16 protein-coding genes are annotated in these 18,312 nt (G+C 41.0%); 6 read left to right on the top strand and 10 right to left on the bottom strand.

Going from position 1 to position 18,312, the window contains the following annotated elements:
• From EWM59_RS25575 to EWM59_RS25585, 3 genes are all read left to right on the top strand, one after another.
• On the top strand, window positions 1–1,122 hold a 1,122-nt coding region (locus EWM59_RS25575), incomplete at its 5' end, for an IS4 family transposase (protein WP_130020692.1).
• Window positions 1,123–1,342: 220 nt separating this feature from the next.
• The gene (locus tag EWM59_RS25580; RefSeq protein ID WP_165372300.1) at window positions 1,343–1,876 is read left to right on the top strand and encodes an RNA methyltransferase; all 534 of its coding nucleotides are present in this window, start codon (window positions 1,343–1,345) and stop codon (window positions 1,874–1,876) included.
• A 238-nt stretch (window positions 1,877–2,114) separates the two neighbouring features.
• The gene (locus EWM59_RS25585; RefSeq protein WP_130024074.1) at window positions 2,115–3,374 is read left to right on the top strand and encodes a T9SS type A sorting domain-containing protein; all 1,260 of its coding nucleotides are present in this window, start codon (window positions 2,115–2,117) and stop codon (window positions 3,372–3,374) included.
• A 5-nt stretch (window positions 3,375–3,379) separates the two neighbouring features.
• On the opposite strand, the gene EWM59_RS25590 is transcribed toward EWM59_RS25585, so the two are convergent.
• The 3 genes from EWM59_RS25590 to EWM59_RS25600 are packed head-to-tail and all read right to left on the bottom strand — an operon-like array spanning window position 3,380 to window position 8,296.
• On the bottom strand, window positions 3,380–4,474 hold the full coding sequence (locus tag EWM59_RS25590; RefSeq protein WP_130024075.1) for an acyltransferase family protein: 1,095 nt from the start codon (window positions 4,472–4,474) through the stop codon (window positions 3,380–3,382).
• Window positions 4,475–4,498: 24 nt separating this feature from the next.
• Window positions 4,499–6,196, bottom strand: a complete 1,698-nt coding sequence (locus EWM59_RS25595; protein ID WP_130024076.1) for a hypothetical protein — start codon at window positions 6,194–6,196, stop codon at window positions 4,499–4,501.
• A gap of 3 nt (window positions 6,197–6,199) precedes the next feature.
• On the bottom strand, window positions 6,200–8,296 hold the full coding sequence (locus tag EWM59_RS25600; protein WP_130024077.1) for an OmpA family protein: 2,097 nt from the start codon (window positions 8,294–8,296) through the stop codon (window positions 6,200–6,202).
• A gap of 277 nt (window positions 8,297–8,573) precedes the next feature.
• Between EWM59_RS25600 and EWM59_RS25605 the strand changes: the two genes are divergently transcribed.
• Window positions 8,574–8,894, top strand: a complete 321-nt coding sequence (locus tag EWM59_RS25605) for a c-type cytochrome (RefSeq protein ID WP_130024078.1) — start codon at window positions 8,574–8,576, stop codon at window positions 8,892–8,894.
• Window positions 8,895–9,099: 205 nt separating this feature from the next.
• Here EWM59_RS25605 and EWM59_RS25610 read toward each other — a convergent pair whose 3' ends face one another.
• Window positions 9,100–10,962, bottom strand: a complete 1,863-nt coding sequence (locus EWM59_RS25610; RefSeq protein WP_130024079.1) for a CocE/NonD family hydrolase — start codon at window positions 10,960–10,962, stop codon at window positions 9,100–9,102.
• A gap of 243 nt (window positions 10,963–11,205) precedes the next feature.
• On the opposite strand from EWM59_RS25610, the gene EWM59_RS25615 reads away from it, so the two are divergent.
• Window positions 11,206–11,454 carry a NifU family protein gene (locus tag EWM59_RS25615; RefSeq protein WP_130024080.1) on the top strand — a complete coding sequence of 83 codons (249 nt, stop codon included), beginning with the start codon at window positions 11,206–11,208 and terminating at the stop codon, window positions 11,452–11,454.
• Between the two features lie 130 nt (window positions 11,455–11,584).
• Window positions 11,585–13,354 carry a D-alanine--D-alanine ligase family protein gene (locus tag EWM59_RS25620; RefSeq protein ID WP_130024081.1) on the top strand — a complete coding sequence of 590 codons (1,770 nt, stop codon included), beginning with the start codon at window positions 11,585–11,587 and terminating at the stop codon, window positions 13,352–13,354.
• 65 nt (window positions 13,355–13,419) lie between these two features.
• Here the strand turns inward: EWM59_RS25620 and EWM59_RS25625 are convergent, their stop codons facing one another.
• The 6 genes from EWM59_RS25625 to EWM59_RS25645 form a co-directional block, all read right to left on the bottom strand.
• A complete protein-coding gene (locus EWM59_RS25625; RefSeq protein ID WP_165372301.1) occupies window positions 13,420–13,752 on the bottom strand; it encodes a LytR/AlgR family response regulator transcription factor in 333 nt (110 codons plus the stop codon).
• Window positions 13,753–13,921: 169 nt separating this feature from the next.
• Window positions 13,922–14,257, bottom strand: coding sequence for a LytR/AlgR family response regulator transcription factor (locus tag EWM59_RS25630; RefSeq protein WP_130024083.1), 336 nt, complete (start codon window positions 14,255–14,257; stop codon window positions 13,922–13,924).
• A 153-nt stretch (window positions 14,258–14,410) separates the two neighbouring features.
• Entirely contained in the window at window positions 14,411–14,554 is a 144-nt protein-coding gene (locus EWM59_RS27875) for a hypothetical protein (RefSeq protein WP_165372302.1), read from the bottom strand.
• A 157-nt stretch (window positions 14,555–14,711) separates the two neighbouring features.
• Entirely contained in the window at window positions 14,712–16,232 is a 1,521-nt protein-coding gene (locus tag EWM59_RS25635) for a Kelch repeat-containing protein (protein WP_130024084.1), read from the bottom strand.
• A gap of 44 nt (window positions 16,233–16,276) precedes the next feature.
• On the bottom strand, window positions 16,277–17,839 hold the full coding sequence (locus EWM59_RS25640; protein WP_130024085.1) for a Kelch repeat-containing protein: 1,563 nt from the start codon (window positions 17,837–17,839) through the stop codon (window positions 16,277–16,279).
• Window positions 17,840–17,841: 2 nt separating this feature from the next.
• Entirely contained in the window at window positions 17,842–18,195 is a 354-nt protein-coding gene (locus tag EWM59_RS25645) for a DUF4907 domain-containing protein (protein ID WP_130022693.1), read from the bottom strand.
• Window positions 18,196–18,312 lie beyond the last annotated feature (117 nt).

The following is an 18,312-nucleotide window of genomic DNA, read 5'->3' on the forward strand; positions in this document are numbered from 1 at the left end:
CAGGATAGTACAGTGGGCAATTATCCTACCCGTCAGATGGATTTAGGCTACCTTCAAACCGGAAGCGATAATGGAGTATTAATACATAATGGTATTCTGACAGACAACCATTATGTACCTTTAGGCTTACCCATCCAAGAGTTCATACAAAGAGATAGGGATGATTATGGTAAACGTCATCAAAGACACCTGCGTCCTTTTGAAGAAAAGGAGAGTGCTAAATGGATTGAAGCCATTGATTTTGCCCGTAAATATGGACGTAAAACGGGTATATCGGTTGTACAAGTAGCTGATAAAGAAGCTGATGTGGCAGAGGTCTTCAATTATGCACTTACCCATCGACAACTCTTTATTATCAATGGCAGACATGACCGTAAACTCAAAAACAGTACTCAAACCCTGAAGCCCTATTTGCAAAGTTTAACCCCTGGTGGGATTGTTGAACGTTCGCTCTTAGATGCCAAAGGCAAAGCACACCTATGTGAGTGTCAGATTACTTTTGCAAAAGTTGACTTACAGGATTTAATTAAACCTATTTATGTACTCACCTTGCAGCAACTTCAACCTATCAAAGGACAAGACTTAGCCCATTGGATGATACTTACCAATGTGCCGGTAAAGACTTTAGCAGAGGCGGTAGCTATTATTGATACCTATACCCGCAGATGGACTACCTGTGAAGATTTTCATAAATGTCTCAAAACGGGTTGTAGTATCCAACAAAGACAATTACAATCCCCACAAGCACTCTTTAATACCATCAGTCTATTGAGTTTAATAGCGATTGGTTTATTAAGAACAAGATATTTAGCTCTCAAAGAGCATGCCCAGAAGACGACTAATCATCTGATTAATGAATTACTCTCACAGGATGAGTTAATGATGGCTGACATAGCTGCCGATAAATATCTGATGCCTATTGACTTAACTTTTGCCCAGAAGCATACCAATTTATGGTTTATGCTGCTTTTAGCCAGGATGGGAGGGCATCAGGGTATCAAACAGGCTGGTATGCCCGGATGGCAAACAATCTGGAAAGGTTGGATTTATTTCCAGGCACTTGTTGATGGTCTCAATATGTCAAAGAACTTATTTTTACAAAAAAACCGTACTTATGGGTAAAACTCACCCAGCAGGAGAGGGAGACTTTAAGCCCCTCTCCTTTTCCAGGAGCGGACGCCGCGCGAAGGGGTTGGGGTGAGGATTTTTCCAAATAATATTTGGCACAAAAAACTTTTGAGACAGCCTCATTTGTTTGATTTATTCCTTATAATCTCCCCCCCAAAAAAAACATTTCAAATCCCCATATTTACACCCTAACTTTGCAGAAAAAAATAGTTGTATGCGAAAATTGCAAATGGACGAACTGAACCGGCTGTCGGTAGAAGAGTTTCAGGAGGTGGAGAAAAAGAACTTTTGTCTGATATTAGACGATGTCAGAAGTATGAATAATGTAGGGTCAGCTTTTCGTACTGCTGATGCTTTTGCCGTAGAAAAGATATACTTGTGTGGCATTACAGGCACACCTCCCCACCGTGAGATTGAGAAAACTGCCTTGGGTTCAACAGATTCGGTGGCATGGGAGCATCGGGCTGATATTGCAGCACTCATTACAGAATTAAAACAAAACGGCTATACGGTATTAGCCGTTGAGCAGGTAGAAAACAGCCTGCAATTACCCGACTTTCAGCCGGAGGCTGCTAAAAAATATGCTTTTGTGTTTGGCAACGAAGTTTTCGGGGTCAATGATGCGGCCATTGAAGTGGCCGACCATTGTTTAGAGATACCTCAGTTTGGTACCAAGCATTCGCTTAATATTGCCGTAACGGTAGGAATTATCTGTTGGGATTACGTCTCAAAAGTGATGGCTCGATAATTGCTTTGATTCTCATGCAATTTTTTTGCCTCTTTTTCCGTCTATATAAGAAGAATTTAGTGATTGAGTGATTGAGTGATTTAGTGATTGAGCGGCCGCCGCGCAGCGATTATTTTTTTGTTATTAAGATGAATTAATAGAGGAGTATTTACAGGATAGATACCAGAAAATTAACCGCTTAATCACTCAATCACTAATTCACTCAATCGCTCAATATACAAAGCCTAAACATTTACTGATGCGTTTTTTAGGGAAAATCTTTCTTTTATTATTGACTTATCAGACCGTATTTGCGCAGGAAGAATCAATGCCTGCCGAGCCTGTTATTTGTTATTATACCGAAGAAGATAGTTTTACCGAGATTCTTCCCGATAAAGAAATTCTATCAAATGCCAGAGTGCTTTCTACTTCTACCATTCAGGTATCGTATATCGATTTTCCTGCGGCTGCCAAAACTGCTTTTGAAAAAGCCATGAGTATCTGGTCTAAATACCTGTACTCGTCTCAACCTATCAAAATCAAGGCTACATGGGTGGCGCTTTCTGCCGGAATATTAGCGGTTACGGGTTCTACCCGCATTTACAAAAACTTTCAGAATGCCCCATACCAGAATGTCTGGTATCCGGCTTCACTGGCTGAGGCTATTTCAGGCAAAGACCTGAATAATGGCGATTTTGAAATTGAGATGAAAATCAATAGCAGCATAAACTGGTATTTTGGCACAGACTCAAAATCGCAGGCAGGCAAGTTCGATTTGATTACCGTAGTGATGCACGAAATAGCACACGGCCTGGGTTTTTCGTCGTCTATGAAATTGGTAAATAATAATTCACAAGGGCAGTACGGGCAGTCGGGCAGTAATTATATTTACGATATGTTTTTGCAGAATGTAGGCAAAATCAAGCTCACTAACAATGGTATTTTCGGAAACCCTTCTACTGACCTGAAAGCCGCTCTGACGGGCAATGCCCTGTATTTTGGTTTAAGAAACAGTAAATATGCCAATTTTTTGCCCAAACTCTACGCACCGGTTTCGTTTAATGAGGGGTCGAGTATCTCTCATTTCGATGAATCCTTTTATCCGCAGGGAAACCCTAATTCGCTGATGTCGCCTAATGTGCGTTCTGCAGAAGTCAATCAGCAGCCGGGTGATTTATTGTTGCGTTGTCTGCAAGATATGGGCTGGCAGATTGTGGGGATAGAGGGCAATACCATTACCTCGAACGAATATGTGGTTGAACCTGTATTGGGTGCTATTATATTCCCTAATCCGGTGAGCGATGTAGTAAAAGTAGCTTTTCCGCTCCGCAATCAGGGACGTGATGTAAGCATAGAACTGTTTGATATGAAAGGGCAGGCATTGCAACGCATCGAAAGCCAATCTATCACTTCCGAAACCATCCCTTTAGATTTAAGCCATTTGCCAGATGGTGTTTACCTGCTGAAAGTCATAGACGGAAGCCAGATTATTACCAAAAAATTAGTGAAATCTCCGTAAGGCTCTCAATAACCAAATTTCTCCTTCCATTGATTGATAGGCTTCTCTATCAGAAACCACGAAATGGTGGCTACGCCAACGGTCAGCGCATACAAGAAAATGAATTTCAATGGCAAATGATTGGCAATGAAAGGCAACTTGTTCAGGAGCTTGATAGTAGGGTGGTTGGGCGAGGAATGATAAAAATTATAGACAAAATTATGGTAGATATATACCCCGTAACTGATGCGTCCGATATAGATACTTACTTTGTTTTCTAAGACTTTTTTCATGAGGCCATCAAAATTATAAGCTGCATTGCCTACTAAAAAGAGCGATAGCAAAGATTCAAACACACGCAGAAATACAATGGTTATAATATTCTGCCCCTCTGAAAGCCATTTGCTGAACATAATTACGCCTGCATAGAGCAACAGACTTACCACAAGCCAAAGCTTATTGGTAATAAAGGCCTTTACTTTCTCATTTTTGTGATAGAAAAAATAAGCTAATAAGCCCCCCATACCAAAGGCATCAAGGCAAGTAGGCATCAGTACATAGGAGGCCATCCAGGCTACGCCATTGAGGTACAATACCAGCCTGAGCAATACAGAAAGCCCGATAAACCCGAATAGTACCTTGACCAGGTAGCGTGAGGGGATAAAAAATATCACAAACGGAAAAAACAGATAGAACTGCTCTTCTACTGCCAACGACCAAAGATGGTCAATGACACCCAACCATGATTCATAAACAGCTATATAAATATTGGTAGAGTAGGTGAGACACCACACGATTTTATCGCGAACTGGTGGAACATTAAGAACATAGAGAACAAAAATGGTGAGGTAGTAAATGGGAAAAATGCGGATGGTGCGGCGGATATAAAACTGTTTCAACGAAAAACCATGTGAACGGCCGAGGGCATCGTCTTTTTCTTTGGCATTGAGCAAAATGCGGGTTATCAGAAAACCACTGAGTACAAAAAACAGGCAGACCCCTAAAAAACCTAAAGGAAGTTTCAGTTTTTCGTCAGACCAGTGGTCTATGAGTACCATTGATACTGCTATGAACCGTATGCCATCTAATTGTTTTAAGTAGGAAGTGTTTTGTGCCGACATCAGGATTAGAGTTCGTACAGCCAATTACCAGTTCTGCACGGGTTTTTGTTTCTGTACTGCTTGAATATTGATTGATTGATTGGTCCAGGTAAGCATAGATTTTTTGTTTTCTACATCAATAGTACCTATCTGATACTTACCCGACTGAACATAAAACTTGGTGAAATCACTCACAAAGCTACCGACGTTCAGTTGATTTCTGAAAAGAAATCCGATATTAATATAATCTTTTAGCTGAAAGGCACTGGCGGTAATAGTCCGGCATGGAAACAGATAGAGGTTATGGTCAGATTTTAGTACGATGTATTGTCCGGCATCTGCCGAGCTTATATCAAGTGTGTCATTGCGTGTATCAGTCAGTATAAAACCGGTTTCATTTTCAACAATACCGATTTTTGTCTGCACCGTGTCTTTGACCGACTGCAAGGCAGGCATCAGGGCATCATAAAAGGTTGCCGCAGGTTGTTGCAAACGGGCATAAATACCACTCACAGGCATTTCTTTATCGCTGTGCTGTATCTTAAACTGGTCGGTGATGCGCTCACGTCTTAAATAGCTTATGTGCTGAAATTCGGCCAGATAGGTATAAAAGTTATAGCAGATACTTAATGCAATAGCAATCGTTATAACCCTTGGTTTTCGGTGTTCGGCAAGAGAATTCAGGATTATCAGATAGCTTATACACAGTATCAGCACCGAATTGATTTTGTATTTGCTGGTAAGCAATACTTCAATCCCATAAGATAGACGACCCACAGCAATACCCACACAGGTAATACCTAAAAATACCAGGCAACCCAGCAGAAAAAGGTCATTGTTGCGCTGGTTGATATTATATTTTCTGATCAATACCTGAATACTGAACCAGCCTAAAATAATCAGCAATAGTACTCCCGTAGCCATTGCCAAATCAAGGTGTTTGTTGGGGGCTACAAACGAAACGTCAACAGCGTTGCCTATTACGGCTAATACACCTTTCAGCAGTAGTGTAGGGGAAGAAAAATCTGCTTTAGTCGTTTTATCGGGTGATGACTGGTACTGAAAAAAATACAAAAACAAAAATAAGGCTGATGCCACGCCCCAGATACCCAACTCACGGTAGCGTTTCTGAAACAGCAGAATGGCCGTGCCTATGATAGGAATCAGAATACCGTTGCTGCTTGTAAAAGTTCCTGCAAAACTGGCGGCAATTGCCAGATAGAAATAGGTTTTATGGGGTTGGTCGTAAGAAAATACCAGAAAATACAGAGAAACAAAGGCCAGTAAGACTACCCAGAAATTCTGTACCGAGGCCATACCCCAGAATACATTTTCGTATAAACCCTGATTGAAAAGCAAAAATGTCATAGGCACTAAAGCCAATAAACCAAGGGAATTGCGCCGACTAAACCGATAAAATAAAAAAAGAATACCTACCAGGCTCAGATTGCCTAATAGCATAAGCAATTTTAAATCTAAAGTGCCCTTCAACTGAAAGACAAGCAAAGCAAATAGGCGTGTAAGAACAATGCGGTGTTCATTATGCTGAGAAAAAAGCAGGCTGATTTTATGAGAAAAAGAATCGGCTGTGAGAAACTCGGCAAGAGAGTTTCTCACAGCTAAATCGTCCCAGTGAGGAATATTGATAGCGTATTTCTGAAAGGTATATCCAAAAAGAACAAGCGGAATCAGTATGAGGCAAAGTGTGAGAGCCCTGCGGATAATAGGATTTTTTAGCTGCATTGATTACAATTTCAGAATCGAAAACTCGACTCTACGATTTTTCTTTCTCGTTTCTTCGGTAGCATTACTGGCAATGGGTCTTGATGGCCCCCAGCCTTTGGTCTGAATATGATTGGCATCAATCCCGCCTTTTTCTACGAGGTATTTCTTTACCTCGTTGGCTCTGTCCTGCGATAATTTCAGATTCAGCATCAGGTTGTCATCGCTGCCGTCAGTATGTCCCTCAATCATTACCTGCATGGTCGGATACTCCTTCATCAATTCAATAATCCGGTTTAACTCAGGGTAAGATGGGGGCAGAATATCATATTTACTCTGGTTAAAAAAGAGGTTATTCAGTATAATGGTTTGCCCTTCTTTGATAGGTATCAGACTGATATTCCGTCTGATTTCTCTAAAACGGTTATCTTTGGTCAGGTCTATGTTATCGCTTACAGCTATAAAGCCTTTTTTAGTGGCGCTCAGGCTGTAATTTTTCTTCAAAGGTACAACAAATTTGTATTCTCCGGTTTCGGGGTCAAACTCCGATACAATTTTATCTTTCTTATCTTTAAACGTGGTATCGTTAATTACCTCAAGCAGCACATCGGCCGGAATCGGTTTTTTATCAAGAGCATTAATTACCGTTCCCGAAATAATAGCTACGGGGTCGGGCTTGATGGAAGGAAAAAGCCGGATACGGAAAATGTCTTCGCCACCGATAGAACGTTCTACCGAACTCAGATAGGCATATTCACCCGAGGCCGGAATGGTAAAGAAACCATCCCATTTGGCCGTATTAATCAGTGGCCCGATGTTTTCCGGCTGGCTCCACTTAGTCCAGGTGCTATCCAGTCGGCGACTCAGAAAAATATCATTATCACCATATCCCGGAAAGCCACTGGTTGAAAAATAAATAGTTTTAGAGTCGGCACCTATAAAAGGGCCGCTTTCATCTTCTACCGTATTAATGTCGTTACCCATGTTTATGGGTTTCGACCAGGTGCCGTTTTCGTTCAGAAAAGATACATACAAATCTTTACCTCCCCGGGTATCTTTGCGCTTACAGGTCATTACCAGTACCTTATTGTTGGGAGCTAAAGAAAACTCGGTAAAGTTGGCATTGTTATAATAATCATTTATTTTTACTTCTTTCGGAAACTCCCAGCCATTCAACGATTTTTTAGACTTTGACAAGCCAGGTAACAACGAACCATCTGCCGCATACACATTCAGTAAATAAATGGTTTTACCATCGGCCGAGGTAGAGGTAACCGCATTGTTATCTTCGGTATTGATGGGGGCCTTGATGTTTTCTGCTTCGCCCCATGTGCCGTCTGATTGCATTTTAGAAACCCACACATCTTGTTTTTTCTTTTTACCGATATTGCCCTCGTGCGAATCACGGGTAAAAAACAAGGTTTTGCCGTCGGGGGTAATAATGGGAGCTACCTCGCCCGATTTGGAATTCACGCCTTTGCCCAGGTTTTCCTTGATGATTTCCTTGGGCATATTTTTGGCTAAATTGATTTTAGATTCATAAGGCGTAGCCATATCTGAAATGCCGATGGCGTCTATCTGGTTATATCCCGGAACTCTCGACGGCGACATCACTAATTTGATGGCATACACCAGATAGGTTGTCTGTGGTACAACCACATTCCACATACGGCCTTCCATTTTGGGTATGTCGTTGATGTTTTCATGTATCAGGTGTTCGGTATCGGTAGAGTCATAGGCAAATACTCTGATAATTGACCCCGGATTATAGTTTTCGCCGATAGATACCTGCTTGATTTTAGTGGGTTTTTCGAAACTGACTTTTATCCATTCGTCGCCGTTGGTATCGGCTCCTGCCGGAGACCACGCTGCCTTGGAATTTCCCGTTTGCGGCAATTTACTCGGGCTACCTAATACCTGAGTAGCTCTATACTCAGGCCCCTGCGAGGCGGGGTCGGTGCGTTCAGAGGAAAAACCAATCACTTTACTGGCCCATTGTATCAATTGGGCATCGGCCTTGAATGAAGTGAAAAACAGCAGAAAAATGACCCCAAAACAGGTTAGGCGTTTTTGGAAAAACACCTTTGTTTCAGCAGTTTTCAGGGTAGGTAATACGCTCATACAATTTATCTACTTTTGGAATACCGAACTTTAAGAAGCCTAAGCTATTTGTAATTAAACGAAAGTAAAAGAAAAATATTAAACTTTCAAGCAAACAACTCTCTGTAATAGGTTGCCAGACACTTTAGCCTACCCATATACGGGATTTAACTTTTCATTAACAAAATATTCTATTAAAAATTTAACAAAAACTTTCATTCTAACGTTTTGTTTACGTATTTAGCGGAAGAAATTCCTCTTCGACTTAAGTATTATTTTTAATCTTTATAAGTAAACAATGAAAAAAACATTTTTGACCGTTGCCGTTGTACTTGGCATAGCTTCGGTATCGAAAGCCCAAACCAAAATCCCTCCAGATGTAGAAAAGTTATTACAGAAAAATACTTGTTTGGCTTGTCATAAAGTAGATACACGTTTGGTAGGGCCGGCCTATAAGGAAGTAATGAAAAAGAAAAAATATAAACCAGAACAGATAGTTGAATTGATTTACAAACCTGTTCCGGCCAACTGGGAAGGGTATCCTCCGATGGCTCCGATGGCTCAGGTTCCAAAAGACGAAGCATTGAAAATTGCTAAATGGATTACAACCCTGAAATAAGCCGACCGGGTACATAAAGATAGTTATACAAGAGAGGTTGTGTAAAAAGCGAAAGGATACAGAATATTAGTTGGCAAGGCTTCAACCCCACACCCCAACCCCTCTCCCCAACTGTGGGGAGAGGGGCTTTTTTTGTCCCCTCTCCATTGTTGGGGAGGGTTAGGGTGGGGTGGACGCCACGCGGTCGTCTTTAAATATTCTGAATTTATTCCAAAACCCTCACTTTCAGATGACTGGCATTTTTCTTTTCGTGATAGATGGTATGGGTGGCTGTCTGAAAATCTGAATAATCGGCGAAATGAATGTTTGGCAGAAATTTTTGCGGATTACGGTCGATAATCGGGAAAAATGTACTCTGAATCTGTACCATAATGCGGTGTCCTTTCTGGAAAGTATGAAGCACATCTTGTAATTCAAACGATACCTCTTCTACCTTATTAGGCTTAAACGGTACGGGCGTTTCAAAGCTTTTGCGGAATTTACCACGCATGGCCTCACTTCTGACCATTTGCTGATACCCTGCCATTTTCATGTTTTTAGCCGTATTCGGGTTATCCTTGGCATCGTCGGGATACACATCAATTACTTTCACAATAAAATCGGCATCAGTACCTGTGATAGCCACTTTCAGGTTTGCCCAGATATTACCTGCCAGCGTTACATCTTTATCTAATACATCAGTCTGAAACGTCAGTACATCAGGGCGGCGGCTGGCATGGCGCTGGTCGTCAACCATGTATTCACGTGGCATACCCGAAGTGATATAGTCAGAAGAAGGTACAGGTTTGCCTGGGTCTGAGATATAAGAAGTAGCACTCTTTTTCTCGTCAGGCTCGCTGAACGATAGTTTGCCGTTAGCACCCATATACAGATTTCTTTCTTTTGCTATTTTGGGTGGCCATTCTGTAAAATTGCGCCATTTGTTAGTCCCTGTTTCATACATCAGGGCTTCGGCAAAAACATTATCGCCTTGTCCTTTCAGGTAATAATTAAAAAACTTGCGCTCTATGCTTGCCCGGTAATAAAGACTGGTTTTCTGGCCGAAATTGACATTGCCCAACACATCGCCATCGCCTCTTGCCCAGCCGCCGTGTACCCACGGGCCAACCACAAAAATATTGGTAATACCCGGATTCTTCTGCTCAATTGACTGATAGGTTTTGAAAGTACCGTATAAGTCTTCGGCATCGTACCAGCCACCTACTACCATAACGGCGTGTTTAATGCCCTTATGATGATTCAGGATATTACGTGATTTCCAGAACTCATCATAATTCGGGTGGTCAAGATTGGCACGCCAGTAGGGGTCTTTGCCCAGACTTTCGGTATAGTTGAGCGAGTTTTTCATCGGGCCTAAATTCAGGTAAAACTTATAGCCATCGGGCGTGCCGAAATCAAAACGCTTCCCATAGCTCTGGGTAGGTTTATTGTCGGTACGGTTAGTAAATCCCGGATAAAAACCAAAATTGTGTGGCAACATAAAGGCGCCATTGTGGTAGCTGTCGTCGCGCCATAAATCAGCCATTGGGGCTTGTGGCGAAGAAGCTACTAAAGCCGGATGGGTTGACATCAACCCCACAGAAGCATAAAAACCCGGATAGCTGATACCCCACATACCTACTTTGCCTGTATTATACGAGATATTTTTTGTGAGCCACTCAATGGTGTCATACGTATCAGTCGATTCATCTATGATAGTATTGCCGCTTTTGTTATCAATATGCGGACGCATCTCTACAAATTCTCCCTCCGACATCCAGCGGCCACGCACATCCTGGTAAACAAATATGTAGCCATCCTGCATCAGTTCTGCACTTGGGCCTACCAGTGCTTTCAGTTTGCCCTCGCCATACGGGGCAACCGAGTAGGGGGTACGCTGCAACATAATCGGATAATTGCGGGTAGAATCTTTAGGCAGATAAACAGAGGTAAATAAGCGTACGCCATCACGCATGGTTATGTAGATTTCTCTTTTTTTATAGTTATCACGTACATAATCGGCGTCGGCGTTCTGGGCAAAAATACTACCCGAACACAAGAGTAAACAGAGGAGAATAAAGCTACGCATGGTTTGTTGATTGTTTGTAGAAAATGAGTTTATAGGGGTTTCAGAGGTGTAAAGATAGTAAAGAATCAAAGTTTGTATCACGATTTTTTAAATCGTGTTTAACAAATTTGAATGTATGGAAAAATCCGGTTGATTTTGCAGTACGTTTACTGAACGATTTAAAAAATCGTGATACATATCTATTTGAACTTTTTTATATTTTTTTTACTTTTGTATATAGACAATACTCCGATTGGTTCAGATATGGAAAATTTAATAGATAGAGTAGAAACCGCCCTGAATACTGTAAGACCTTACTTACAAACCGATGGCGGAAATGTGAAAGTAATAGAAATTACCGACGACTATACCGTAAAACTTGAATTAATGGGTGCGTGTGGCTCATGTCCTATGTCGTCTATGACTTTTAAAGCGGGGCTGGAAGAAGCGATTTTAAAAGCTGTACCCGAAATACGTAAAGTAGAGGCATTGAATCTGACACCTGCGTTTTAATAGCCTGATTGCAGGCTAAAAACCTAAAAATATACTGCCACTTGTAGATACAAGTGGCTTTTTTATTTATCTTGCACACAAATTAGTTTTCGCATACTACGCACAATAACTCATCAGCTTTAGGTCAATAATGGGAAACAAAATCAGAGTCGGGATTTTCTTTGGCGGACAGGCCAGAGAAAGAGAAATATCATATTTAGGGGGGAAGACAGCCTTTGAACACATTGATAAGGCTTTATTTGAACCTGTTCCGATATTTGTAGATAGTCTGGGACATTTTATACAAATCAACCCCGAACTGCTCTACGAAGAATCTATCCGTGATTTTTTTCCGTCAAAAAACCTGAACCGTGGTTTCCGGGTTTATATCGAATCTTTAGGTGAACTGAACGAAACCCAACTCTACAAGCTGATATATAAGGTAGGAAAACAGGTTCAACCTGCCGACTTCCCTCAGATAATCGATTTTGCCTTTACTATTATGCACGGCCCACAGGCCGAAGACGGTAGTGTGCAAGGGTTGCTTGAATGGTATGGTATTCCGTACATGGGGCCAGGCTTAATGGGGTCGGCGGTTGGGATTGATAAACCCATGCAAAACAAACTGATTTCGCTGGTAACCGGACAAAAGAAAAAATCGGTTACTTTTACCCGTGAAGAATGGGCTGTTGCCGACCGCTCTAAACAGTTTACCGATTTAATCAATACTATCGGGTTTCCGTTTGTAGTAAAAGCGCCGCATCAGGGTTCTTCTATCGGCGTAGCTATTGTTAGAAAAAGAAGTTTAGAAGAGTTTACCAGAGCCGTAAACCAATGCTTTTTTGAAGTAACTTTCAAAAAAAGCGAGTGGGAAAAAATGACCGAGCGTCAGAAACGCCACATGATGGAAAAAACATCGAATCTGGACGAGGGGATAGGATTTCCTGTAATGGTAAACGGGAAAATATTGGCGCACCCGGCAGACCTGATGGAAGAATTAGATGCCGTATTGTTTACTTCTGAGAGTGTAACGGTGATTTCAGCACATGCAGAAGACTACGTGATGATAGAAGAATTTGTAGTAGGGCAGGAGTTTTCTTGTGGCGTTATTCAGCAGGACGATGGCAAAGCCATTGCCTTGCCACCAACAGAGATTTATGGCGAAATACAGACTTTCGATTTTAAATCGAAATATAAGTCGAATGTAACCAAAAAACGGATTCCGATAGATACCAGTCTTGAGAATCTGCACAAGATACACGAAAGTCTGTTGAAGACTTTTAATACACTCGGCTTTTGTGTCGTAACCCGTATTGACGGATTCCTGACACCTGATAGCCGGGTATTATTACACGACCCGAACACGATTCCGGGTATGTCTCCATCGTCGTTGATATTCAAGCAGATGGCAGAAATCGGGTTGACTGTTACGCAATCAATCACTTATTTTATTCGCCAGTCTATTCGTGAGCGTATCAGAAGCGGTAAAAATACCGTGAATTTCCGCCAACTCTTAGAAAGATTGGACGATATGATTACTGAGCGGGTGAATACACCCCGTAAAAAAGTAGCGGTTGTGTTCGGAGAGTCTGATGAGCAATATAAGATAGCCCAGAAGAAAATGGGAGAGTACTCTTCGTCGCCAATTTATGAACCTGTGCCTGTATGTGCAGCCCGCAATGGACAAATGTACAAGATTCCGGTTAACCTTATGTTTAAAGCCGATATTCAGGATTTCGGACAATCAATAGGGAAATCAAAACATCCGTTTATTATCGAAATCATAGAAAAGGCAAAAAGTATTACCAGAAAATACGCAGGAAGTTTTGATACACAAATGAAAAAACTGTCGGAGGCCGAATTGGCTGAGAGCGTACATTTTATTTTTCAGTGCGATTCAGAGACTTTGATTGAATTATAAGCCTGATGGATAAAAAAAGGTTGCCAACTATTTTGCTGGCAACCTTTTTTTATTGGCGTAACAGCTTACGCTGCCGAAAGACGCTCTTTTAACTCGTTTCTCTTTCTGCGGGAAACCTTGATAGCAATGTTTTTCTGGAATAATACCTCATTATTGGTCATTAAAGACTGGTCGGCATAATGCAGGTTGAGTATGAAACTTTTATGAATCCGCACAAAACCATGCTCCTTTAGTAAAGATTCAGCTTTTTTTAAAGTGATGGCAATCATGAGTGGGTTCTTTTCCCGGAAGTGGACGATGGTATAGTTAACATTACCTTCTAAGAAGAGTATTTCATTAATGTTAACTTTGGTTTTTTTGTTAAGAAAAACAACAGCATTTGTAAAAATATTAGTCATAAGCATTGAGGTATTTGGTCACAGTGAGGTATAAAAGTACAAATTTATCTCAAATAAAGCAACGTTATTTTCTGAAATGGGGGTTGTGATACATGAAAGAGGGAAACAGGTACATGAAAGAGAAATAATGGGCTGATTATGAGACAACCCATTATAGAGGAAGATAAATTTATTTCTTGCTTTTCAGGTTCCGTCTTAAAGTACTTCTTTTTCTGCGTGAAACTTTTATCTCAACATTTCCCGGCAGTGTCAGCATTTTGTTTTTTAAAAGCGATTTGTCGGCATAATTGAGATTAATCAGAAATTTCTTGTGGATACGCAGAAATCCATGTTCTTCAAACAACGACTCAATTTTTTTCAGGGTTACAGCTACCATTAATGGCGCTTTTTCTTCAAAATAAACTCTCGTATAGTTTACATCAGCTTCAAGAAATGTAATTTCATTGGCGTAGACCATCGTTCGTTTGTTCAGAAAGACAATTGGGTTAGTAAGAGAATTAGTCATAGAAAAAGTAATTTTTAGGTGAAATGCAGGTGTAAAAGGTCTTGCTCTTCTATGCTTTGGCAAGAAGAGAAGTTGCAGGAGGATGGCGGGAGGGAATAACTAGCGGCGACCAATCAATGAATACAAATGAACCCGAAAATCTTGAGGGTAATCTCAATTTTTTCGATATGAAAGGTCTTTTTCAATAAAGTGAAACCTGATGTAATTAATTTTAGCTTCTCTTAAAGTAATTTCAGAAGCATTAACGGAGGCTTTACTATTGCGGGCAACAATAGTGTCGGGTAAAGGTTTAGTCATAGAAAAGTGGTTTAGGCAACAATATTACCTAAATATAGTGAATTATCAAGCGGTAGCATCACTATTTTTTATGGAAATGGCGTTTTACTTGGCAGAAATAGGCATTGGCTTGATAAAGGAGCATTGAGCGGCCTTCTGAACAGACCGCTCAATGCTATTAGTTTACTCTGAAAGAGATACCATCAAGACACAAATGATTACTACTGCCATTAATGACTTTTACATCTCCATTTGGGAATATATCTACTCTGCCTAATGCCAAAGAAGTAGTAGTAACGGCAAACATCATAACTTCGGAAGGACGATAGCCAACCGGAAGTGTAAATAGAACGGTACCGCTTGTAGATGTACCGAATTTTATACTTCCTCTCAGATGAACTCTGGCTTCTACATCTTTGTAGTAGCCTGCCGGTACATAAGTAGGTGTATTATAGTTAACCCAGCCATTCAGCAAGGTAGGTGCTATGAAATTTTCGGTATTGATTACACCAGTTACAGTAACATCACCATTGACGTTCAAATTTTCACCTATATTTCCGGAAGCATTAAATTGCAGTAATTGATTAGGGCCATTGAAAGTATTACCTTGTGTGGTTATACTTTTAGGAGGGCCAAAAGGGTCATATTCATAGAAATTATTGATACCTCCACCTATTCCGACATAACCTTTTTTACCAATAGAAAAGCCAGTTGCGCTATTGATAGTTGTACCTCCAAAACTTGTTTTCTGAGTCCATGTATTATCTGTAGGTTCATATTCCCAAAGGTCTTTCTTGTTTTGCCCCAACCCTATATACCCTTTATTCCCAATTGAAAAACCAGCGGCATCAATTCGGGCGGTACCCCCAAAATCGGCTTTTCTTGTCCAAGTATTGGCATCAGGATTATATTCCCAAAAGAGTTTAGAGATATAAACATCATCATTAAAACTGTCATATCCTGTTCCTACGTATCCTCTATTGCCAATCGAAAAACCAACAGCATCTATTATCCCTAAAGAAGCTTTTGCTGTCCAGGTATCAGTACTTGGGTCGTATTCCTGAAATTGTGCCAAGGATACTTCTCCGCCACTAAAGTCAAATCTTGCTCCTCCTCCTAAATATCCTTTATTGCCAATCGAAAAGCCAACAGCACCATATCTTGCGCCGCCTCCAAAATCGGCTTTTCTTGTCCATGTATTTGCAATTGGGTCAAATTCCCAAAAATCTTCTTTAGCAAAAAAAATATCAGGATAATACCCGGTTCCATAATAACCCTTATTGCCAATCGAAAAACGAACTGCGTTGAATCTTGATTCACCCGGAAAAGCAGCTTTTTGTGTCCAAATATCTGTAGCAGGGTCATATTCCCACTCTCCTAAATAACCTTTGCTACCAATTGAAAACCCCATAACACCATTGCCTACAGGAAGATTAGCTTTTGGAGTCCAGGTGTCAGACAGGGTCGGATTAAACCCACTGAGTTTTTGCCAGGCACCTTTCTGATAAACATTAAAGCAGTTTTCATCAGTGTTATATATCAATTGGCCGTTGGCTGGAGTGGCAATGGCATTACGGTTAACTGTGGTCAGCCGTGGTACATATACACCATCTGGGGAGATAATGCCTGTTTGTGCAGATACCTTAGAACCCTCCCACAGAAAAATCAGTATCAGAGAAATTGTTATAATTCGTTTCATTCTTGTAGGCCTGTTAAGTGAAATTTAAATGACAAAAATTTCACTTAATTAGCTCTGAACGATATACCATTCAAACTTAAGTAGGTATTGCCACCACTGATAATTCTAACTGTACCATCAGAACCGATTTCTAATCTGGCTAATGAAGCTCCACTATTGGCAACTGTAAAAATTACTTTTGCAGACGGTCGATAGCCTGTTGGAAGTATAAAGATAATAGTGCCATTGGTGGTTGTGCCATTTTTTATGAGCCCTTTCAGATGCACAATTGACTCTTTATCTTTAAAGTAACCTGCTGCGGCATAACCGTTAGGAACATCATAATTAATCCAGTTATTAGACAAGGTAGGAGCAATAAAGTTTTCAGATGGGAATAATTGTCCGCCAACTGTCAGATTACCCGTAACTGTCAGATTACCGGGGAAACTATTTGCACCATCTAATTGTACCAATTGGTTCGGCCCGTTGAAGGTATTGCCCTGCATGGTTATCTCGCTTGACAAACCGCCAGGTGTATACTCCCAGAAATCGTTGGTTGGGCCTCCACTCAATGAACCTGTGCCGATGTATCCTTTGCTCCCGATAGCGAAGCCCACCGCACTATTACGGGAACTACCTGCAAAATCTGCTTTCTGAGTCCAGGTATTGGCAGTAGGGTCATATTCCCAGAAATCGTTCGTTACGGCACCTGTTCCGATATAACCTTTGCCTCCGATGGCAAAACCTACAGCACTGTTACGGGCAGTTCCACCAAAATCTGCTTTCTGTGTCCATGAATTAGTGGTTGGGTTAAACTCCCAGAAATCTTTTTTGGCAGAGGTAGAAGTTCCTGTGCCAATATATCCTTTGTCGCCAATAGAAAAACCAACGGCTGCTGTTCTGACTCCTCCGGTTAAATTAGCCTTTTGTGTCCAGGTATTGTTTGCAGGATTATACTCCCAAAGGTCTCCTAAATCTTCCGAACCAATAGGAATCACAAGGGTGTTTCCAGTTCCGATATATCCTTTATCACCAATCGAAAACCCGACAGCATTATTTCTTCCCACGGTTCCTATATTGGCTTTTTGGGTCCAGGTATTGGCAGTAGGGTCATATTCCCAGAAATCATTCAGGAAATTTGATGAACCATCGTTTCCTGTGCCGAAGTAACCTTTACTACCAATTGAAAAACCGACTGCATCATATCGGCCTGTACCGCCAAAATTGGCTTTTTGGGTCCAGGCATTGGCACCTTGATCATATTCCCAGAAATCATTATTGGCATTGGCCATTCCGATATAGCCTTTGCTACCAATCGAAAATCCAATGGCATTACTTCTGGCACTACCGCCAAAATTGGCTTTCTGTGTCCAAGCCTCTGCAGAGGGGGCAGGCACATCAAAGCCACAAAGTTTTTGCCAACTACCATTCTGATAGACATTGAAACAGTTTTCATCACTGTTAAAAATCAATTGCCCATTGGTTGGCGTAGCTATGGCATTTCGGCTGGCAGTAGTTAAACGAGGCACATAAATACCGTCGGTAGCTATTGTCCCTGACTGGGCAGCAAGGTCGCCTAAACTCAGTAGAGAAAGGGTGAATAGAGAAAGAAATAAAATTTTTTTCATTGTTATTTAAGTTTTAACAAGTGCTTGATTTCGGTAATGGTAAGCGTTGGAGGCATTTCTCCTTTAGCAATCTTTGATGATGCTAACCTGGCTATCTTTTTGGCATCCTGTTCATTTTTGAATGGCTGATTGCCCTCTAACGCAGGTATCATGGGTTGATTGACCAGTAATTTGTAGCGCATATATAACTTGTAACCCCAGCCCTTAGGTTGAGGATAGGTTTCATATTGCAGGCTGTCGTTATAAGCATATAAAATACCGTAATCCTGGTTTTTGGGTACAGGCTGTTTGGGTTTTTGTGCCGATGCACCCAACACCACACAGAAGCAAAACAGGAAAAAAAATACTATCTTCATGGTTTATCGAATCGTCTTAAACTTCACTAATTTACTTTAAATGCTATGGCATCAAGGCTTAAAAGTGTATTACCTCCACTCATGATTTTTACATCACCATTCGGATATACATCTACT

The organism is Emticicia agri, from assembly GCF_004168285.1.
Lineage (GTDB): Bacteria > Bacteroidota > Bacteroidia > Cytophagales > Spirosomataceae > Emticicia > Emticicia agri.

Coding starts and splice junctions, on each gene's coding strand:
- EWM59_RS25580 (WP_165372300.1), top strand. CDS start 1,343: ATGCGAAAATTGCAAATGGACGAACTGAACCGGCTGTCGGTAGAAGAG.
- EWM59_RS25585 (WP_130024074.1), top strand. CDS start 2,115: ATGCGTTTTTTAGGGAAAATCTTTCTTTTATTATTGACTTATCAGACC.
- EWM59_RS25590 (WP_130024075.1), bottom strand. CDS start 4,474: ATGTCGGCACAAAACACTTCCTACTTAAAACAATTAGATGGCATACGG.
- EWM59_RS25595 (WP_130024076.1), bottom strand. CDS start 6,196: ATGCAGCTAAAAAATCCTATTATCCGCAGGGCTCTCACACTTTGCCTC.
- EWM59_RS25600 (WP_130024077.1), bottom strand. CDS start 8,296: ATGAGCGTATTACCTACCCTGAAAACTGCTGAAACAAAGGTGTTTTTC.
- EWM59_RS25605 (WP_130024078.1), top strand. CDS start 8,574: ATGAAAAAAACATTTTTGACCGTTGCCGTTGTACTTGGCATAGCTTCG.
- EWM59_RS25610 (WP_130024079.1), bottom strand. CDS start 10,962: ATGCGTAGCTTTATTCTCCTCTGTTTACTCTTGTGTTCGGGTAGTATT.
- EWM59_RS25615 (WP_130024080.1), top strand. CDS start 11,206: ATGGAAAATTTAATAGATAGAGTAGAAACCGCCCTGAATACTGTAAGA.
- EWM59_RS25620 (WP_130024081.1), top strand. CDS start 11,585: ATGGGAAACAAAATCAGAGTCGGGATTTTCTTTGGCGGACAGGCCAGA.
- EWM59_RS25625 (WP_165372301.1), bottom strand. CDS start 13,752: ATGACTAATATTTTTACAAATGCTGTTGTTTTTCTTAACAAAAAAACC.
- EWM59_RS25630 (WP_130024083.1), bottom strand. CDS start 14,257: ATGACTAATTCTCTTACTAACCCAATTGTCTTTCTGAACAAACGAACG.
- EWM59_RS27875 (WP_165372302.1), bottom strand. CDS start 14,554: ATGACTAAACCTTTACCCGACACTATTGTTGCCCGCAATAGTAAAGCC.
- EWM59_RS25635 (WP_130024084.1), bottom strand. CDS start 16,232: ATGAAACGAATTATAACAATTTCTCTGATACTGATTTTTCTGTGGGAG.
- EWM59_RS25640 (WP_130024085.1), bottom strand. CDS start 17,839: ATGAAAAAAATTTTATTTCTTTCTCTATTCACCCTTTCTCTACTGAGT.
- EWM59_RS25645 (WP_130022693.1), bottom strand. CDS start 18,195: ATGAAGATAGTATTTTTTTTCCTGTTTTGCTTCTGTGTGGTGTTGGGT.